Below are 17208 nucleotides of genomic sequence, written 5' to 3' on the forward strand. Positions count from 1 at the left end.
ATTCGTGTGGGAACTTATGGAGCAGCTGATGTCGTCGATTAAGGAGGTGATCCAGCCGCAGGTTCCCCTACGGCTACCTTGTTACGACTTCACCCCAGTCATGAATCACACCGTGGTAACCGTCCTCCCGAAGGTTAGACTAGCTACTTCTGGTGCAACCCACTCCCATGGTGTGACGGGCGGTGTGTACAAGGCCCGGGAACGTATTCACCGCGACATTCTGATTCGCGATTACTAGCGATTCCGACTTCACGCAGTCGAGTTGCAGACTGCGATCCGGACTACGATCGGTTTTCTGGGATTAGCTCCACCTCGCGGCTTGGCAACCCTCTGTACCGACCATTGTAGCACGTGTGTAGCCCAGGCCGTAAGGGCCATGATGACTTGACGTCATCCCCACCTTCCTCCGGTTTGTCACCGGCAGTCTCCTTAGAGTGCCCACCATTACGTGCTGGTAACTAAGGACAAGGGTTGCGCTCGTTACGGGACTTAACCCAACATCTCACGACACGAGCTGACGACAGCCATGCAGCACCTGTCTCAATGTTCCCGAAGGCACCAATCTATCTCTAGAAAGTTCATTGGATGTCAAGGCCTGGTAAGGTTCTTCGCGTTGCTTCGAATTAAACCACATGCTCCACCGCTTGTGCGGGCCCCCGTCAATTCATTTGAGTTTTAACCTTGCGGCCGTACTCCCCAGGCGGTCAACTTAATGCGTTAGCTGCGCCACTAAGAGCTCAAGGCTCCCAACGGCTAGTTGACATCGTTTACGGCGTGGACTACCAGGGTATCTAATCCTGTTTGCTCCCCACGCTTTCGCACCTCAGTGTCAGTATCAGTCCAGGTGGTCGCCTTCGCCACTGGTGTTCCTTCCTATATCTACGCATTTCACCGCTACACAGGAAATTCCACCACCCTCTACCATACTCTAGTCAGTCAGTTTTGAATGCAGTTCCCAGGTTGAGCCCGGGGATTTCACATCCAACTTAACAAACCACCTACGCGCGCTTTACGCCCAGTAATTCCGATTAACGCTTGCACCCTCTGTATTACCGCGGCTGCTGGCACAGAGTTAGCCGGTGCTTATTCTGTCGGTAACGTCAAAACCATCACGTATTAGGTAATGGCTCTTCCTCCCAACTTAAAGTGCTTTACAATCCGAAGACCTTCTTCACACACGCGGCATGGCTGGATCAGGCTTTCGCCCATTGTCCAATATTCCCCACTGCTGCCTCCCGTAGGAGTCTGGACCGTGTCTCAGTTCCAGTGTGACTGATCATCCTCTCAGACCAGTTACGGATCGTCGCCTTGGTGAGCCATTACCCCACCAACTAGCTAATCCGACCTAGGCTCATCTGATAGCGCAAGGCCCGAAGGTCCCCTGCTTTCTCCCGTAGGACGTATGCGGTATTAGCGTCCGTTTCCGAACGTTATCCCCCACTACCAGGCAGATTCCTAGGCATTACTCACCCGTCCGCCGCTCTCAAGAGAAGCAAGCTTCTCTCTACCGCTCGACTTGCATGTGTTAGGCCTGCCGCCAGCGTTCAATCTGAGCCATGATCAAACTCTTCAGTTCAAACATCTTTGGGTTTTTAAGAAACCCTAAACTTGGCTCAGCAATCGTTGGTTATTCTTTGATTTCTCGCGGAGTAACTTGTGATGCTGATAATCTTGTTGACTATCAGTCTGACTCCACAAGCACCCACACGAATTGCTTGATTCAGTTGTTAAAGAGCGGTTGGTTAAGAGCTTTCGTCTCAACCGAGGCGCGCATTCTACAGCAGCCTCATTTGCTGTCAAGTGATTATTTTCAGAAGCTTTCGAAGATTTCTTCAACAACTTCAACCACTTGCGCTTACGATCTCTCGTCAGCGGGAGGCGAATAATACAGTATTGAATTACCTGGTCAACCCCCTTCTGGAAAATCTTCTCCTTAACAGAGAACCCACACCGCGACGCAACGACGCTCTCCTTCATAAAGAAGGGCTTCGTTGCTTCTATATAGATAGAAGGTGTACTTGGCCAATAGGGGATGCGGCTGCCAAGGATCACGGCGGTGTCCCCGTGAAGTCAGGCGACTCTTTAATACCGCAGGAGAGCCCGGTACGCATCGGGTCTTTGTTTTCACGCCCAGAACAGGGATCATCGCCCTCCCCCAACCCCAGAGGAACCGAGACCATGGAATTGACGCTGGAAGCTGTTGCGCTCTTTGCACTCAAGCTCGTGCATGAGGAGGACGGCGGCAGCCCGGTGTTGAGGGACGACCTGGTGATGGATAGGTATGAGCGGGAGGTGTTCGGGTTGCTGGTGCGACAGGGGGATCTGCAGGGAATTCTGCTGAAGATAGATGAGTGCGTGCTGCAGGCGCTGGCCGCTTTGGGTGGGGCCGATACGGTATTGGGACGTGAGCTGCAGCGGTTGTCTACCGACGTACAGCAAGCCTCCACGCTGGAGGAACTCAAGCCACTGCTCGCGACACTGAAGGACTACCTTAAAGCCATTCAATAACGGACTCACCACAAGGACCTTCACATGATCGACTTCAACAACAAAGGCTTCTTCAAACTCAAGCAAAACAACGAATACGCCGAACGCGTCGCGGCCCTGCTGCTGGACGGAGAAGAAGTCATCGACGCCTACAAAGCCATGCGCGACGGCGTGGTATTCACCACCAAACGCATCATCGCAGTGAACGTACAAGGCATAACAGGCAGCAAGAAGGACTTCACCTCGCTGCCGTACAAGAACATCGTCGCGTACTCGGTGGAAACGTCCGGGACGTTTGACCTGGATTCGGAACTGGAGATTTACTTTTCGTCGCTGGGAAAAGTGAAATTTGAATTCACCGGCAAAACCTCGATTGTTGAAATCTCCCGCTTGATCTCCAAGCACTTGCTGAGCTGATCAGCAGGCATGCTTCAGAGCATCACCGATGACGCCTATTGATCGTCATCCGAGCTGTTGAACCGAGCCCGATCACCTAAAAGTAAACCGACGCTGACTACACGCAACCTCATCAAATAAATGGAGCCCCCAGTCAACAGCTGACGCTTCACCGACACTGAAGTGAACGTGACAGTAAACCGTGCCAGCGGCCTATGGTCGTTCGATTTCGCGCCGATGCAACGTTGAACCATGCGGCGAGCAAATCGCCGCGTGCCTTACCTGGCCACACTCGCCACCACTACCTGCTGCCTGGCTTCTCGTCGACATGGATATGGTGAGTGTCATGCCAGTTGAAAACTCGGCCTTCACCGACAATTCCCACATTTGAGTCACTGAACGAAACAAACGAAAATCGAAATAATCGAAGCAGCGCGACTGACTCAAACATCAGTCTACTTTTCCGACACTAGCCAAAGAATTAAGCCGATATCAGCTTCTGATCCCCCCTCGTAGCCTCACTCCCTAGCACAAGGAAGTGAGCCATCCATGTCAGAACGCTTTTACCCCCCCACCGAAGAAGAGTTACTCAAACAGCGAATCCTGACCCCACAGCCGTCGCGTGCGCCGTATTCGCCGTTTGTTGATTTTTTCGAGCCACCCCATGCCCCGGTAACCACGCCAGCCAAACCTCCCGGCTGCGTCTTCATCAAGCCCTGCCAATTGCCTGACGGCATCACCCATTACTTCAACCCCGCCGGTTATGTCCCGTTGGAGCTGATCAAAGAGTACGGCAATTTAAGCCTGCTAGGTGGGCGTGAGGTAGACGGTCGGCGCGCAGTTGCCTTGCGCAAGATCGGCGGCAGTGCACTACCGGCGGGTCTAGGACAGTTGGCGTTGCGTTCGGCGTTTTTTGAGTCGGCAGCCACTGCAGTCGGATCCGTCGCCGGTGGCCTGTTGACGGGGTTGGTGGCGTTGGCCTGGCCATCAGAGTTGGGAGATAGCGCGCTCTACAGCGAGGCACAATTGCGTTCGATGCAAAGGGCGCGTTCGCAGATGCGCTTGCATATCGAGCAACGCGAGGACGGCACGCTCAAGGGGTATGGGTTTTACACCGGCAATAATCCTGATTGGCAAATGATTGATGTGGTGCAGTTCCAAAGCCGTGGCGATCAGTTCGTGGCGGATTTGGGTGAGGGTGTCGAGCTGATCTGGACGCCCGCCGTTGATCCAAGTGACACGCTGGGTATTCCGACCCTGGAGGCTGCGCCGCCAGCGCCGGTAATCTGGATTTACCCACCGACGGAGAAGGCCGCGCAGATTCTGGTTAACCCGATTTATCCGCCGGAGTATCGGGATTTTATTCTGGTGTTCCCGGTGGAGTCGGGGGTTCGACCGCTGTATGTGGTGGTTAGTGTTAAGGCTGGGGATCACAAGTACCACAAGGCTCCAAATACTGAACAAATAACTGGCTTTGGAAACCTGATAAAAGCAAAACCCATGACTCCCAGACAGGGCGGTGCCGGGCTGAGAGAGCGTTGGATTGAGGAAAAAGGCAGGAAGATCTATGAATGGGACTCCCAACATGGAGAGTTGGAAGTTTATCTCGCAAGTGATGGGAGCCATTTAGGTGCGTTCAGTCACATAACCGGCGAGCAGCTAAAAGAGCCGAAGAAAAAACGAAACATCAAAAAATATCTATGAGGGACACATGGGACTAAAAATGAGATTGGAATGGTTCGACAGAACCACAGAGTGGCTACGCGGAACGGAGGACTCAGCGGACCTAGGAAACGACTACTCCGTGATTTCTAAACTTGGACTGTCGATAGACGAGGACGTCAATAACGGTATGTTTGAACTGCGGCGGGAATGGCTATCACTGATACAGACACACTTCTCTCATGAAATTGCTCTTTCAGAAAGCGACTACTTCATCGCGTTTGATTACGAAGGTGCAAACGAATAACACAGACTTAGAGAATTCGTCTTCATGCGCAGACTGTCGTTCAGGCAGGCCTCCACGAGTTGGCTTTCACTTCATCATCCACGAGGACGAAAAAGGAAACGTTTTCGATCAGAGCATTGGTACTCCGGCGAAGTCAGCACGACCGATGAAGACCCTGGCGGATAGCGCTGGAAGTATCAAACCTTCACGTCCTTCCAGGCGCAGCATCCGCATTTGTTCGGCCGTCCACCTAACCCTCTTTCGCCTCACTCCCCAATCAGAACCCGTTTCCCCGGATCCGTAATATCAAACACCTGCTGCGCACACGCCGAGGGTTTGAACTGGAACTCCACCAGATACACCTTGCCCTTTTCAGGCTGGAAGCGACTTAACAGAGGCCCGCAAATGGCGTAGATGCCAGGGCGTGAGTCGGTGGACGAACTGGCAACGGTCAGCTTCTTGCCAGGTTCTGCCTGGATCTCCAACTGCGGGAAGCGCTTGAACCCAGCGCTGGCCACCGTCTGGTTGAGCTTTGCAATCCAGTTGAAGACGCGGCCTTCACCTGTATCCATCACCGTGCCCAGGGTTTCCATGCGTTCATCGGGGTCGCCTTCGCGGCGTATCGAGAACTCGACGGGAGCGGTGCCGCCATAGGCTTTCATGATGACTTTGGCGTGGTCCGCATCGACGGCCACGGTTTTCTGACGCAGCTGGATGCCGTCCTTGAGCAGGCTGGGCGATGAGTCTCGCTGGTTGGATTGACAGGCACATAGCGCCAGGACCAGGGACAGCAGCGCGATTCGCTTCACGGGAGGATGTCCTTATCAGGGTGAACGATGATGACTGGACCTGTGATTAAACAGAATGTTCCGCCATGATCGCCTCAGGTCTCGTTAAACACCAACCGCGCGCACAACCCGCCCTGCTCCCGGTTATACAACGCCAACCGGCTGCCGATCTTGCCCACGATCATCTCCACAATCGCCAGCCCCAGCCCAGCGCCATTGGCATTGCCACGGCTGTAGAACCGCTCGAACAAACGCCCCATTTCCGCCTCATCAATGCCCGGGCCCTGGTCCTCCACGCTCAGGCAATGGGCGCCAATGACCACTTTGACTTCGCTGCCCGGCGGGGAGAAGTTGAGGGCGTTGGTCACCAGGTTTTGCAGGGCGATGGCCAGCGCCACCGGTTCGGTTTCGATCCAACAGTCTTCATCCCCTTCCAGCACCAACTCCACGCCTTTCTCCATGGCCAGCGGTGTCAGTTCGGCGAGTTCTTCGCGCACCAGTTCGGTGAGTTGTACACGGCTGCGCTTGGGGTTGTTCAACTGCGGTTCGATGCGCGCCATGGTTAACAGTTGGCTGCCAATGCGGGTGGCACGATCGACGCCATTGACCAGGAAATCCAAGGCTTCGCGCCGCTGGGCCTCGGTACCGGCGCTTTGGGCGTTCTGCGCGTGGATGCGCAGGATCGCCAGGGGTGTGCGCAGTTCGTGGGCGGCGTCGGCGATAAAACGGCGCTCGCGTTCCAATAGGTCATCCACCTGGACCAACAGCCGGTTGAGCGCGGTTTGCATCGGTTCCAGGTCGCTGGGCAGCGGCTTGAGGTGCAGCGGTTGCAAGGTGTCGGAGTTACGCCCGCGAATCGACAAGGCCATGGCGCGCAAGGGCTTGAGGCCCCAGCCGATCACCAGCCAGATCAATACAGTGAGCAGCGGCACGCCGATCAAGGTGGGCCAGAGAGTGTGGCGCATGATGCGCTGGATCACGTCCTGACGAATGTCGTCGCGCTCGCCCACCCAGATCAGCAGGCCTTGCTGCGGATCAGCGAGGAGAAAGGCGCACCAGTCGTTGCCGTTGTCCATGATGTCGTGGGACCCGAGGGTAGCCGGCGGTGCGACCAACACCGGCGCTTCGGCGGAGCGTACGAGCAATTGGCCGTCGCTGCGCCACACCTGGAAGGTCAACCGAGTTTCATAAGGGTGAGCGACGCCGTCTTCGCCGACACGGCTCATGGCCTGATCGAAGGCCTGGTACAGCCGGTCCCAATCAGCCTCGCCGGGGTCGCGTTGGCGCAGCACGCCTTGCAACAGGCGCGCGCTTTGGGCGAGCTGGGCGTCGTAGACTTCTTCGATTTCGTGGTGGCTATCGCGCAGCACCAGCCAGCTGATCAGCGCGTCGCCCAACAGGATCAGCACCAGGACGGGGATGAGGATACGAGCACGCACGGAGGTCATGGTTTGAGCGCCAGTACATAGCCAACGCCGCGCACGGTGCGGATCAGCTCGGTGGATAACTTTTTACGCAGGTTGTGGATCAGCACTTCCAAGGTGTTGCTCTCGACCCGGTCCTGCCAGCCATATAACGCGCGGGACAGGCGCTCGCGGGTCACCACTTTGCCGGGGCGCACCATCAGTTGGTGCAGCAGTTGGTACTCCATCGGCGTCACGATGATGTCCGCGTCCAGGTAGCGCACCTGTTGGGTGGCCGGGTCGAGGCTGACGCCGGCATGTTCCAGCATCGGTTGCGCGCGCCCCTGGCTGCGGCGCAGCAGGGCACGCACGCGGGCCTTGAGCTCTTCCACATCGAAGGGCTTGACCAGGTAATCATCGGCACCGGCATCCAGGCCGGCGATGCGCTCGGCGGTGCCGTCGCGGGCGGTGAGGATCAGCACCGGCAGGTCGTGCTGCTCGGCGCGCAGTTGCTGCAACAGGTCCAGGCCATCGAGGCGCGGCAGGCCGAGGTCGAGCAGCAACAGGTCGAAGCTTTCCGTGCGCAGGGCATGCAGGGCCGCAACGCCATCCTGCAACCAATCCAGGGTGTAGCCCTCAGCGCCCAATGCCACGCGAATCCCTTGGCCAAGGGCGCGATCATCTTCGACAAGGAGTATGCGCATAGCAAAATCTCTGTAGGAATCGGCGGCATCATGCCGGGTTCTGGGCGGGGCTATTCCGGCAAAGATGTTACGGCGCGTTGCCAACTAAGGTTGCCCTAAGGTTGGTTTTGCACTGTTAAATCTCCCACATCTGCTGAGAGCTTTTCCATGCGCAAAATTCTCCTGCTGTCCCTGATTATCGCCAGCCCCCTGGCCGTTGCCGGTCCGCAATGCACCACCGCCGAACGCTCGCAATGGCAAGACGAAAAAGCCTTCCAGGACAAGCTCAAGGCCGAAGGCTACGAGATCAGCAAGTTCAAGGTCACCGATGGCAACTGCTACGAGATCTACGGCTTCGACAAGGACAAGCGTAAGGTCGAGATCTACCACGACCCGGTCACCGGCAAGGCCGTGAAGACTGAGATCAAAGGCTGATGCCAGGCGAATCCCTGCGCCTGTGGGACCCGCTGGTGAGGCTGTTTCATCTGTCGATCGCCGGGGTCTTCGTCGCCAATTACTTCTTTAACGAAGCGGGCGACGACTGGCACGTCTGGCTGGGCTACTACGCCATGGCCTGGCTGCTGGTACGAACGGTGTGGGGGTTCATCGGGCCGCGCAGTGCACGCTGGGCGGACTTCTGGCCGACCCCGAAACGCTTGAAAACCCATCTGCGCTCGCTGCTCAACCGCCGCCCGCAGCATCGCCTGGGCCATTCGCCCCTCGGTGCGCTGGTGATGCTGTCGATGTTGCTGGCATTGCTGACCCTCGGCATCAGCGGCTTTTTGATGCAGGAAGTGGATGCCCTGTGGGGCGCCGATTGGCCCCTGCAAATCCATGAGACCGCCGCCAATGTGCTGCTGGGCCTGGTGTGCATCCATGTGCTGGCCGCGGTGTTTGAAAGTATCCAGGTGCGGGACAACCTGCCGTTATCCATGCTCACCGGTCGCAGGAAGCGCCTGCCGGATGAACGTGCGCAGTAATCCTTTTCTCGACAGGTCCTCTATGCGCTCCGCCTTACTGATCTGCAGCCTGCTCGCCGTCTTCGTGGCCGCGTGGCTAAGCCATCCGCCCCATGTGCTGGCCCCCTTTGCCCAAGTGACGCCGAACACCTCGAAGGTGGCGGCGGCCCCGCAATACACCAGCCGTTTTGTGTCCTCGCAGCTCACTGACTTTGTCCACGCCTCCTCGGTCACCGCCCTGCCCGGTGGCGACTTGATCGCCGTGTGGTTTGCCGGCTCCCGTGAAGGCGCCGCCGATGTGCAGGTGCGCACCGCACGCTTCGATGCGCGCAGCGGCGAATGGGGCACCGAGCAGGTGCTGGCCACGCGGGAAAGCACCCGCGACGGCACCCAGCGCTATATCCGCAAACTCGGCAACCCGGTCATCGCCCTCGGGCCGGATAAACGCCTGTGGATGTTTTATGTGTCGGTGTCGGTCGGCGGCTGGGCCACCAGTGCGATCAACCTGATGGTCTCGGATGACCTCGGCGCCAGTTGGTCCGCGCCCCGGCAGTTGGTGACCTCACCGTTTTTCAACATCAGTACCCTGGTACGCGCCGCGCCGGTGTTCCACACCGACGGCTCCATCGGCCTGCCGGTGTACCACGAGTTCATGGGCAAGTTTGCCGAGTACCTGTACTTGAGTGCCGACGGCGCGGTGATCGACAAATTCCGCATCAGCCGCGGCAAGAATTCCCTGCAACCGACCATCGTGCCGCTGGATGGCAAGCGTGCCGTAGCGATGTTGCGCTACGCCGGCGACACCCACCACCGCGTCCTGGCCAGCCGCACCGAAGATGCGGGGCAAACCTGGAGCGAGCCATACCCCCTGGAACCGGCAAATCCCAATTCATCGTTGGCGGCGGTGGGTACCGAGGATGACGGGCTGCTCGTGGCCCTGAACGACCTGCAGGACGGCCGCTTCAAGCTCAGCCTCTACGGCACCGACGCCCAGCTCAGCCAATGGCGCACTGTGGTGCAACTGGATGAGTCACCCGACCCGCTCGGCCAACCGTTCTCCCCCGAGGCCTATAAAGCAATCATCGGCGAAGGCTTCCGCGCCTCCAGCGGCGCCAAACGCCTGCCGCTGGAACAGCGCTTTCTCAGCAACCTCGACTACCGCGTGTGCAAACCCCGGGGCTGCGATTTCGAATACGAGTACCCGTACTTCAGCCGCAGCCCGGACGGCATGTACCACGTGGTGTACTCGTGGAATAACACCTTTATCAAACATGTCAGCTTCAACGAAGCCTGGCTGGCGGAGCGTCTGTGATGGTTTCTGTGTGGCAGGCCCATTTGAGTTTTGTGCTGCTGGGGTTTGTGCTGTTGAGCGCGCTCAGGTTTACCGCTCCCTGGCGGCCATGGCTGCTGCCGGTGCTGGTGGCGGTCAGTTTTATCCCGGTCAACGCGCTGCCGCTGGCGGCGTATGTGCGCAGTTTTACCGATGACCTGGCGATCAGCACATTGGTGCTGTTGGCGTGGGTCGTGCTCAGCCGCCTGGGCTTAGTGCAGCCGCTCGCTCGTCGGCATCAGGTGCAGATGTTGCTGCTGTTTGGCCTGCTGAGCCTGGCGCTGTACCCGGCCACGTTGGGCCTGACTTACTTCGACCCGTACCGATGGGGCTTCAACCCGCGACCGATGATCGTGCTGGTGGCGGCGGCCGCACTGTTGATGCTGTGGCTGCGTAATACGCTGGCGGTGTGGATGTTGGCGATGGGCACGTTGGCTTTTGCGTTACGGCTCAAGGCGTCGGAAAACTATTGGGACTATCTGGTCGATCCGTTGCTGACCGGTTACTGCCTGATCGCCGGCGCGGGGCTGCTGATCAGCGCCGCCTGGCGCCCTCTTTTGAAATGGCACCGGGGTCAATGATGAGTGCGTTGCAATCACGCCGCCTGCGCTACGGCCTGGGCGCGATCGGGCTGGTGTTTGTGTTGCTGGCTGCGTTGCGGCTGGTGTTTGTGCTGGTTTTTTCCGGCCTGGACTTGAACACCCCGGCACTGTTGGAAACCCTGGGGATCGGCCTGCGTTTCGACCTGCGCCTGGCGGTGTTGCTCCTGCTGCCGCTGGCCGTGCTGGCGTGGTTGCCGCGCTGGAACCTCACCACCCTGCCGGCCCTGCGCTGGCTGGCGCGCGCTTATCTGGTCATCGCACTGGCGGCGGTGGGGCTGGTGTACATCATCGACTTCGGCCACTACGCCTACCTCGGCGTGCGTATCAATGCGACGGTGCTGCGCTACCTGCAGGATGCGCAGATTTCCCAGCAGATGGTGTGGGAAACCTACCCGGTACTGTGGATAACCGCCTGCTGGCTCGCGGCGGTGGCGCTTTGGGTCTGGGCGTTGGTCTGCCTGGAGCGGTTGACCCTGGATCGAGCGCCCGCCGTTATCGGCAAACCGGCACTGGCAGTGGTGAGTGTGATGGGCGTCGTCGCGGTGCTGCTGGCCCTGCTCGGCCGTGTCGCCCATCTCAACCTGGAAAACCCGGTGCCCCTGCGCTGGAGCGATGCCTTCTTTGCCGGCAACAGCCAACTGGCCGCCGTGGGCCTGAACCCGGTGCTGTTTTTGTATGACACGCTCAAGGTCGGTCAATCGCAGTTCGATGAGGCCCAGGTCCGCCAGTATTACCCGCACGTCGCCCAATACCTGGGCGTGACCCAGCCCGATGCCCAGTCCCTGGACTTCATCCGCGAACAAGGCGTGCAGCCCTATCGACTGGCCGGCGAGCGCCCGCCCAACGTGATTTTCGTGATGCTCGAATCCCTCGGCACCAGCGCCGTGGGTGCCTATGGCAACCCGCTCAACCCCACGCCGAACCTGGACAAACTGGCGACGCAAAGCTGGTTCTTCAAACACTTCTACGTCCCCGTCACCGGCACCGCCAAAACCGTGTGGGCCAGCATCACCGGCGTGCCCGACGTCACCCGCCAGGAGACCGCCACGCGCAACCCGCTGATCACCCGGCAACACACATTGATCAATGCATTCGAGGGCTACCAGAAGTTCTACATGATCGGCGGCAACGCCGGCTGGGCGAATATCAATGCTCTGATCCGCCAGAGCATCGACGATGTGCAACTGTTCGAGGAGAGCGACTGGCAGTCGCCACGGGTAGACGTGTGGGGGATTTCCGACCTGGACCTGTTCAAGGAAGCTGACGATCTGCTGAGCACGCTTCCCAAGGACCAACCGTTCTTTGCCTACCTGCAAACCTCCGGCAACCATCGCCCCTTCACCATCCCCAAACACAACGATGGCTTCCAGCTCAGCCACGTGACGCTGGAACAGGCCCAGGCCGCGGGGTCCCGCAGTGTCGAGCAGTACAACGCCGTGCGTCTGCTGGACTACAACATCGGCCGGCTGATGGACATCGCCAAGGCCGGTGGCTACTACGACAACAGCATCTTTGTGTTCTTCGGTGACCACAACACCCGCATCAGCCAGATCCCGCACATGGCGCCGGCCTTCGAACAGCTGGGCCTGGAAAGTAACAACGTGCCGCTGCTGATCCACGCACCCGGCCTTGCGCCTCGGGTGATCGAAGAAGCGGTGGGGCTGGCCGACCTGCTGCCCACCGTGGCCGGCATGGCAGGCGTACCGTTCCGCAACGGTGCGATGGGCCGGGACATCCAGCAACCGGCGCCCGAGGGCGAGCGCGTGGTGCCGCTGGTATTGCGCGAAGGCACCTTCCCGATCATCGGCGGCGTGACCCGGCACTTTTTGCTGCAGATGCAGCACGACGGCAGCTCACCCACCTTGCATGACCTGGCATCACTCACCCCGCGTGACGATGTGGCCGCGCAGCACCCCGAGGAATTCCAGCGCCTGCAGGCACTGACCCGTGGGCTGCACGAGAGTGCGCGGTTGATGCTGTTCAGGAATGTGCGTGAGTGATTACTTGGGCTGGAACGTCTCAAGGTACGCCAGGATATTGTCGATTTTTTCCGGGTCGCTGATGCCCCAGAAAATCATGCGCGTACCACTCACCACCTTTTTGGGCGCTTCGATGTAGGCCGCGAGCTTGTCGCGGGTCCAGACCACACCGGAGTTTTTCATCGCGTCCGAATATTGATAGTCGGTGGTGGTACCGGCAGGTCGGCCGATGATGCCGTTGAGCTCCGGGCCAAAGCCACCGCGAGCGCCTTCGCCGACGCTGTGGCAGCCGCCGCAGGTCTTGGTGAAGAGCTTGCCGCCGGCCTCGGCATCGCCGGCGGCATTGGCGGCGCCGGTGTCGAGGATCAGCGCAAGGGTCAGCAGGACGTACTTCATGGGTGACTCCACATCGGTGTTGGCGGCGATTATGCCGGTTTGTCAGGAGCGCATGCCCATCCAGATCACCGCTTCGGTCCACGCCGTAACCACCGGCGTCAGCACACGGAACCAGGGATCCTGCACATCGATCTGCGCAGCCGAGTGGTCGTGGTGGTGTTGCTCTTCTTCAACGATGGATGCAATGGCCGCCACGGCCAGTGGGTCGATTTCGCGTAACGCATGAAGCTGATGAGCCAGGTGCTTGAGCACCACGCTTTCCACCGCGACGGTGGTGGCAACAATAGCCTTGCGCCCGCACACCCCGGTGAGCAGGCCCAGCACCAGTCCGCCAAGGCCGCACAGCCAGTAGCTGCGGCAGCGTCGGTAACCCCGTCGTTGCAACTCGGCCTGGAACACCGCGCGATGGCGACGTTCGTGGGACAGGAATTCCTCGAGCTCACCCACCATGCCGGGTACAAACAATCGCGCCATAAACAGCTGGCCGCTGTAGATACAGATCGCCCCATGCTCGCCGGCGTGGTCGACTTTGATCATGCGATTGCCCAGGTCCGGGTCGATCAAGGGGGCTGCGGAAGCGTTCACGGTTGACGACCTTGTGCGAGGGCCCACGGGATTCGGGCCGATCCTGATTGCAGAACGCCGGTATCCTGCCGTACCTCCGCGCAAATGCGCAACCTAGACCCTTGAAACTGACCACCCATCGCCCCATACGCATCCAATCGAACCTATCCGACCCCGTTCCACTCCACCTTACTGAACCCTGATGGTGGAGTAAGGATCATGGCTCAGCCATCGATTTTGGTATTGGAAGACGACGAGATCATTCGGTCGTTGATGGTGGATGTACTGGAAGATTTCGGCGCGGTTGTGACGTCTTTTCCTTCAGCCGATGAAGGAATGATTTACCTGGAGCGCGGCGATGATCCGGTGGACTTGATTGTCAGCGATGTGCAGATGCCGGGGTTGCTCAACGGCTATGACTTGAGCCGGGTAGTGGCTCATCGCTGGCCGTCGGTGCCGGTACTGCTCACCTCCGGCAATGCCAAACTTGCACAGCAATTGGGCGGCTCCGTGCGGTTTCTGCCCAAGCCGTGGAGCACCGAACATTTACTTGAGTGTGTGCAAACGGCGCTGACTCAGCAGGGCTCATCCATGCATTGATAGCTTCGCGATATCACTTTTGCCGAACTTCACAGCCTGCCTTGTGGTCACTTGCATCAGCAGGGAGCGACTTTTCTGATCCGCTGGTCAGCCTTTTCGTCTTGTGCGTTCAGCTGATGCTCACCTGTTGTGTAGAATTGTCGCCTTTTACAACGCGTCATTCATGGCCGGAAGGCCCACAGTTCGAGCTCATTGCATGCATTCACAGGCCCATGATGGTGGTGCGCCCTCATTGCTGGACGCGTTGCGCGCAGGCACCGGCCTATTGCACGTAGCCTTGGAAGAACGCCTGCCGTTTTTTTCCGAGGAGCTGGATGCCGACTGGTATCGGCGCCTGATCCAGGCGTATTACGGGTTTTACCGGCCGATTGAAGCCGCGCTGTACGGCTGTGAGTTTATCCCTGAAGGCTTCGACCCGGCGTTGCGTATGAAAACGCCGACGCTGATCGACGATCTTCACGCCCTTGGCCTGGACGCCTGCGCGATCAACGCCTTGCCGCACTGTGGGCAATTGCCCGCTTTCGACACCCCCGCCGCCTGCCTCGGCGCCTTGTATGTGCTTGAAGGCGCGACCCTGGGCGGCCAGGTACTGCGTCGGGAAATGGCTCGACGCCTGGCGCTGGACGCCGATAACGGAGGGGCATTCCTCGATGTCTACGGTGCCGAAACCGGTCGGCGCTGGAAAGATTTTCTCGACTACCTGGGTCGCCTGCCGCTGGACGCGCCAGCCAAACAGCGCGCGGTGCACGCGGCCCGTTCGACATTCAGCTGCTTTGAGCAATGGCTCGACAGCCAGGAGGTACTGCTATGAAACCCGAAGATTTTGAAGAACTGCTTGCCAACTGTGCCGACGAGCCCATCCGCTTTCCAGGGGCGATCCAACCCCACGGTGTGCTGCTGACGTTGTCGGAGCCCGACCTGAACATCATTCAAGTCAGCACTAACGTCGCCAGCCTGTTCAACCGCGCCCCCGAGTCGTTGCTGGGCCAGCCACTGCACACGCTGATCGGTGCCGAGCATGCCCAGGCCGTGCAGGCCATGGCCGAACACAACAGCTTCTTTGATGCGCCGCCTTTGCACGTCACCCTCAACGGCGCCGAGTTCGAAGGCCTGCTGCACCGCCATCAGGACGTGCTGGTGCTGGAATTCGAACCGCGGCTCAAGGACTTCCGGCCACGGGCCCTGAAAGGCCGCAGCAGTGACTTGGGCAAGATGCTGCAACGTTTGCAATCAGCGAAAACCCTGCAAGCGCTGTACGAAATCAGCGTGACTGAAATCCAGGCCATGACCGGTTACGACCGGGTGTTGATCTACCGCTTCGAAGAAGAAGGCCATGGCCAGGTGATCGCGGAAGCGTCGGCACCGTCCATGGAGCTGTTCAACGGGCTGTTCTTCCCCGCGTCCGATATCCCGGAGCAGGCCCGCGAGCTGTATCGCACTAACTGGCTGCGCATCATCCCGAATGCGGCCTACGAGCCGGTGCCATTGCTGCCCAAGCTGCGCCCGGATACCGGCGAACCGCTGGATTTGAGCTTTGCCACCCTGCGCAGCGTGTCGCCGATTCACTGCCAGTACATGCAAAACATGGGCGTGCTGTCGTCCATGAGCATTTCGCTGATGAAGGGCGACAAGCTCTGGGGCCTGATCAGTTGCGGCAACCGCGAGCCGCTGCTGGTACCCAATGATTTGCGCATCACCTGCCAGACCATCGGCCAGGTGCTGTCATTGCAGATCAGCGCCATGGAAGCCCTGGACCTGAGCCGTCAGCGGGAAGAAAAAGTCGAGGCCCTGGCGTTGCTGGATAAAGCCATGAAGGCCTCCGAAGAAAACGTGTTCGACGGCCTGGCCCAGCGCGGCCAGGTGCTGATGGACCTGACCTTGTCCGGCGGCGTGGCGATCATCGAAGACAAGCAATTGCACCGCTACGGCAACTGCCCGGAACCGGCGCAGATCCGGGCCTTGCACAAGTGGCTGCAGGACAGCGGCGAGCCGGTGTTCTCCAGCCATAACCTGGTGTCGATCTACCCGCCAGGCGCCGAGTTCCAACAGGTGGCCAGCGGTGTCCTGGCCATGAGCCTGCCAAAGCCTGTGGATAACGGCGTGCTGTGGTTCCGCCCGGAAGTGAAAGAAAACATCAACTGGAGTGGTGACCCGAAAAAGCCGCTCGACCTGGAAAACTCCGACGCCGGCCTGCGCCTTCGCCCACGTACCTCGTTTGAAATCTGGAAGGTGGAGATGGCCGGTATTTCCACCAAGTGGAGCCATGGCGACCTGTTCGCCGCCAACGACCTGCGCCGCTCTGCCCTGGAAAACGACCTGGCCCGCCAGGTGCTGCGCGAACAACAGGCCGTGCGCGCCCGCGATGACCTGGTGGCGGTGGTGTCCCACGACCTGCGCAACCCGATGACAGTGATCTCCATGCTCTGCGGCATGATGCAAAAGGCCTTCAGCTCCGACGGCCCGCACACCTCGCGACGCATTTCCTCGGCCATCGACACCATGCAACAGGCCGCCGGACGCATGAACGTCTTGCTGGAAGACTTGCTCGACACCTCGAAAATCGAGGCCGGGCGCTACGTGGTCAAACCCGTGGCCCTGGACGTCAGCCAAATGTTCGAAGAGGCCTACTCCCTGCTCGCGCCGTTGGCGATGGAAAAAGGCATCGACCTGTCGTTCAACGCCGAGCCTGGCCTGCAGATCAACGGCGACCCGGAGCGGCTGTTCCAGGTGCTGTCGAACCTGATCGGCAATGCCATCAAGTTCACTCCGCGCCAGGGCAATATCGGCATCAGTGCGATGACCAACGGTGAAGAGATCGTGTTTTCGGTGCGTGACTCAGGCGAAGGTATTGCGCCTGATCAACTGCCCCACGTGTTTGATCGCTACTGGACCCAGTCGGAAAACAATCCCACCGGTACCGGCCTGGGGCTGTATATCACCCAGGGGATTGTCCAGGCCCATGGCGGCAAGATCATGGCTGAAAGTGAAGTGGGGCGTGGCAGTGAGTTCCGGTTTACGGTGCCGAAGGTGATTGAGGACTCCCATACCTGACCGCCCCTATGGCGAGCGCCGG

At 59.3% G+C, this 17208-nt stretch carries 17 protein-coding genes and 1 rRNA gene; 12 read left to right on the forward strand and 6 right to left on the reverse strand.

The genetic code is table 11. The annotated features are described in order from the left end of the window. Window positions 1–39 precede the first annotated feature (39 nt). Window positions 40–1576: ribosomal RNA gene (locus NIBR502773_RS10055) — 16S ribosomal RNA — on the reverse strand. Between the two features lie 602 nt (window positions 1577–2178). On the opposite strand from NIBR502773_RS10055, the gene NIBR502773_RS10060 reads away from it, so the two are divergent. From NIBR502773_RS10060 to NIBR502773_RS10075, 4 genes are all read left to right on the forward strand, one after another. Then, window positions 2179–2508: a hypothetical protein gene (locus tag NIBR502773_RS10060; protein WP_141155953.1), complete on the forward strand. Its 330-nt coding sequence runs from the start codon at window positions 2179–2181 to the stop codon at window positions 2506–2508. 24 nt (window positions 2509–2532) lie between these two features. Then, window positions 2533–2904 (forward strand): PH domain-containing protein, encoded by a 372-nt coding sequence (locus tag NIBR502773_RS10065; protein ID WP_027607590.1) that lies wholly within the window; start codon window positions 2533–2535, stop codon window positions 2902–2904. Window positions 2905–3432: 528 nt separating this feature from the next. After that, the gene (locus tag NIBR502773_RS10070; protein ID WP_141155954.1) at window positions 3433–4587 is read left to right on the forward strand and encodes an S-type pyocin domain-containing protein; all 1155 of its coding nucleotides are present in this window, start codon (window positions 3433–3435) and stop codon (window positions 4585–4587) included. A gap of 19 nt (window positions 4588–4606) precedes the next feature. Next, complete coding sequence (locus NIBR502773_RS10075; protein WP_371856066.1) at window positions 4607–4852, forward strand: colicin E3-like toxin immunity protein; 246 nt, start codon at window positions 4607–4609, stop codon at window positions 4850–4852. Window positions 4853–5097: 245 nt separating this feature from the next. On the opposite strand, the gene NIBR502773_RS10085 is transcribed toward NIBR502773_RS10075, so the two are convergent. From NIBR502773_RS10085 to NIBR502773_RS10095, 3 genes are all read right to left on the reverse strand, one after another. Beyond that, window positions 5098–5640, reverse strand: coding sequence for a hypothetical protein (locus NIBR502773_RS10085; protein WP_141155955.1), 543 nt, complete (start codon window positions 5638–5640; stop codon window positions 5098–5100). Between the two features lie 74 nt (window positions 5641–5714). Continuing rightward, a complete protein-coding gene (locus NIBR502773_RS10090) occupies window positions 5715–7067 on the reverse strand; it encodes a sensor histidine kinase (protein ID WP_141155956.1) in 1353 nt (450 codons plus the stop codon). Next, a complete protein-coding gene (locus tag NIBR502773_RS10095) occupies window positions 7064–7726 on the reverse strand; it encodes a response regulator (protein WP_141155957.1) in 663 nt (220 codons plus the stop codon). The genes NIBR502773_RS10090 and NIBR502773_RS10095 overlap by 4 nt, the downstream gene beginning before the upstream one ends. A 147-nt stretch (window positions 7727–7873) precedes the next feature. Here NIBR502773_RS10095 and NIBR502773_RS10100 point away from each other — a divergent pair, with 147 nt between their 5' ends. Genes NIBR502773_RS10100 through NIBR502773_RS10120 form a run of 5 tightly spaced genes read left to right on the forward strand, consistent with a single transcriptional unit; the run spans window position 7874 to window position 12596 of the window. Then, a complete protein-coding gene (locus NIBR502773_RS10100) occupies window positions 7874–8140 on the forward strand; it encodes a PepSY domain-containing protein (RefSeq protein ID WP_048722823.1) in 267 nt (88 codons plus the stop codon). Then, window positions 8140–8685 (forward strand): cytochrome b/b6 domain-containing protein, encoded by a 546-nt coding sequence (locus tag NIBR502773_RS10105; protein WP_141155958.1) that lies wholly within the window; start codon window positions 8140–8142, stop codon window positions 8683–8685. The genes NIBR502773_RS10100 and NIBR502773_RS10105 overlap by 1 nt, the downstream gene beginning before the upstream one ends. A gap of 22 nt (window positions 8686–8707) precedes the next feature. Further along, the gene (locus tag NIBR502773_RS10110; protein ID WP_141155959.1) at window positions 8708–9976 is read left to right on the forward strand and encodes an exo-alpha-sialidase; all 1269 of its coding nucleotides are present in this window, start codon (window positions 8708–8710) and stop codon (window positions 9974–9976) included. Next, on the forward strand, window positions 9976–10575 hold the full coding sequence (locus tag NIBR502773_RS10115; protein ID WP_141155960.1) for a hypothetical protein: 600 nt from the start codon (window positions 9976–9978) through the stop codon (window positions 10573–10575). Before NIBR502773_RS10110 ends, NIBR502773_RS10115 begins: the two co-directional genes overlap by 1 nt. Then, window positions 10575–12596, forward strand: coding sequence for an LTA synthase family protein (locus NIBR502773_RS10120; RefSeq protein WP_141155961.1), 2022 nt, complete (start codon window positions 10575–10577; stop codon window positions 12594–12596). Before NIBR502773_RS10115 ends, NIBR502773_RS10120 begins: the two co-directional genes overlap by 1 nt. On the opposite strand, the gene NIBR502773_RS10125 is transcribed toward NIBR502773_RS10120, so the two are convergent. After that, window positions 12597–12971, reverse strand: coding sequence for a cytochrome c family protein (locus NIBR502773_RS10125; RefSeq protein ID WP_141155962.1), 375 nt, complete (start codon window positions 12969–12971; stop codon window positions 12597–12599). 42 nt (window positions 12972–13013) lie between these two features. After that, on the reverse strand, window positions 13014–13556 hold the full coding sequence (locus NIBR502773_RS10130; protein WP_257228243.1) for a demethoxyubiquinone hydroxylase family protein: 543 nt from the start codon (window positions 13554–13556) through the stop codon (window positions 13014–13016). A gap of 198 nt (window positions 13557–13754) precedes the next feature. Between NIBR502773_RS10130 and NIBR502773_RS10135 the strand changes: the two genes are divergently transcribed. The 3 genes from NIBR502773_RS10135 to NIBR502773_RS10145 all read left to right on the forward strand — a co-directional run bounded on the left by NIBR502773_RS10135 (window position 13755) and on the right by NIBR502773_RS10145 (window position 17186). After that, complete coding sequence (locus NIBR502773_RS10135) at window positions 13755–14135, forward strand: response regulator (RefSeq protein WP_027607604.1); 381 nt, start codon at window positions 13755–13757, stop codon at window positions 14133–14135. A gap of 196 nt (window positions 14136–14331) precedes the next feature. Next, a complete protein-coding gene (locus NIBR502773_RS10140) occupies window positions 14332–14946 on the forward strand; it encodes a biliverdin-producing heme oxygenase (protein ID WP_115488669.1) in 615 nt (204 codons plus the stop codon). Beyond that, a complete protein-coding gene (locus tag NIBR502773_RS10145) occupies window positions 14943–17186 on the forward strand; it encodes an ATP-binding protein (RefSeq protein ID WP_092359272.1) in 2244 nt (747 codons plus the stop codon). The genes NIBR502773_RS10140 and NIBR502773_RS10145 overlap by 4 nt, the downstream gene beginning before the upstream one ends. Window positions 17187–17208: the final 22 nt, after the last annotated feature.

Origin of the sequence: Pseudomonas sp. NIBRBAC000502773 (genome assembly GCF_006517195.1) — a bacterium.
GTDB classification, from domain to species: domain Bacteria; phylum Pseudomonadota; class Gammaproteobacteria; order Pseudomonadales; family Pseudomonadaceae; genus Aquipseudomonas; species Aquipseudomonas marginalis.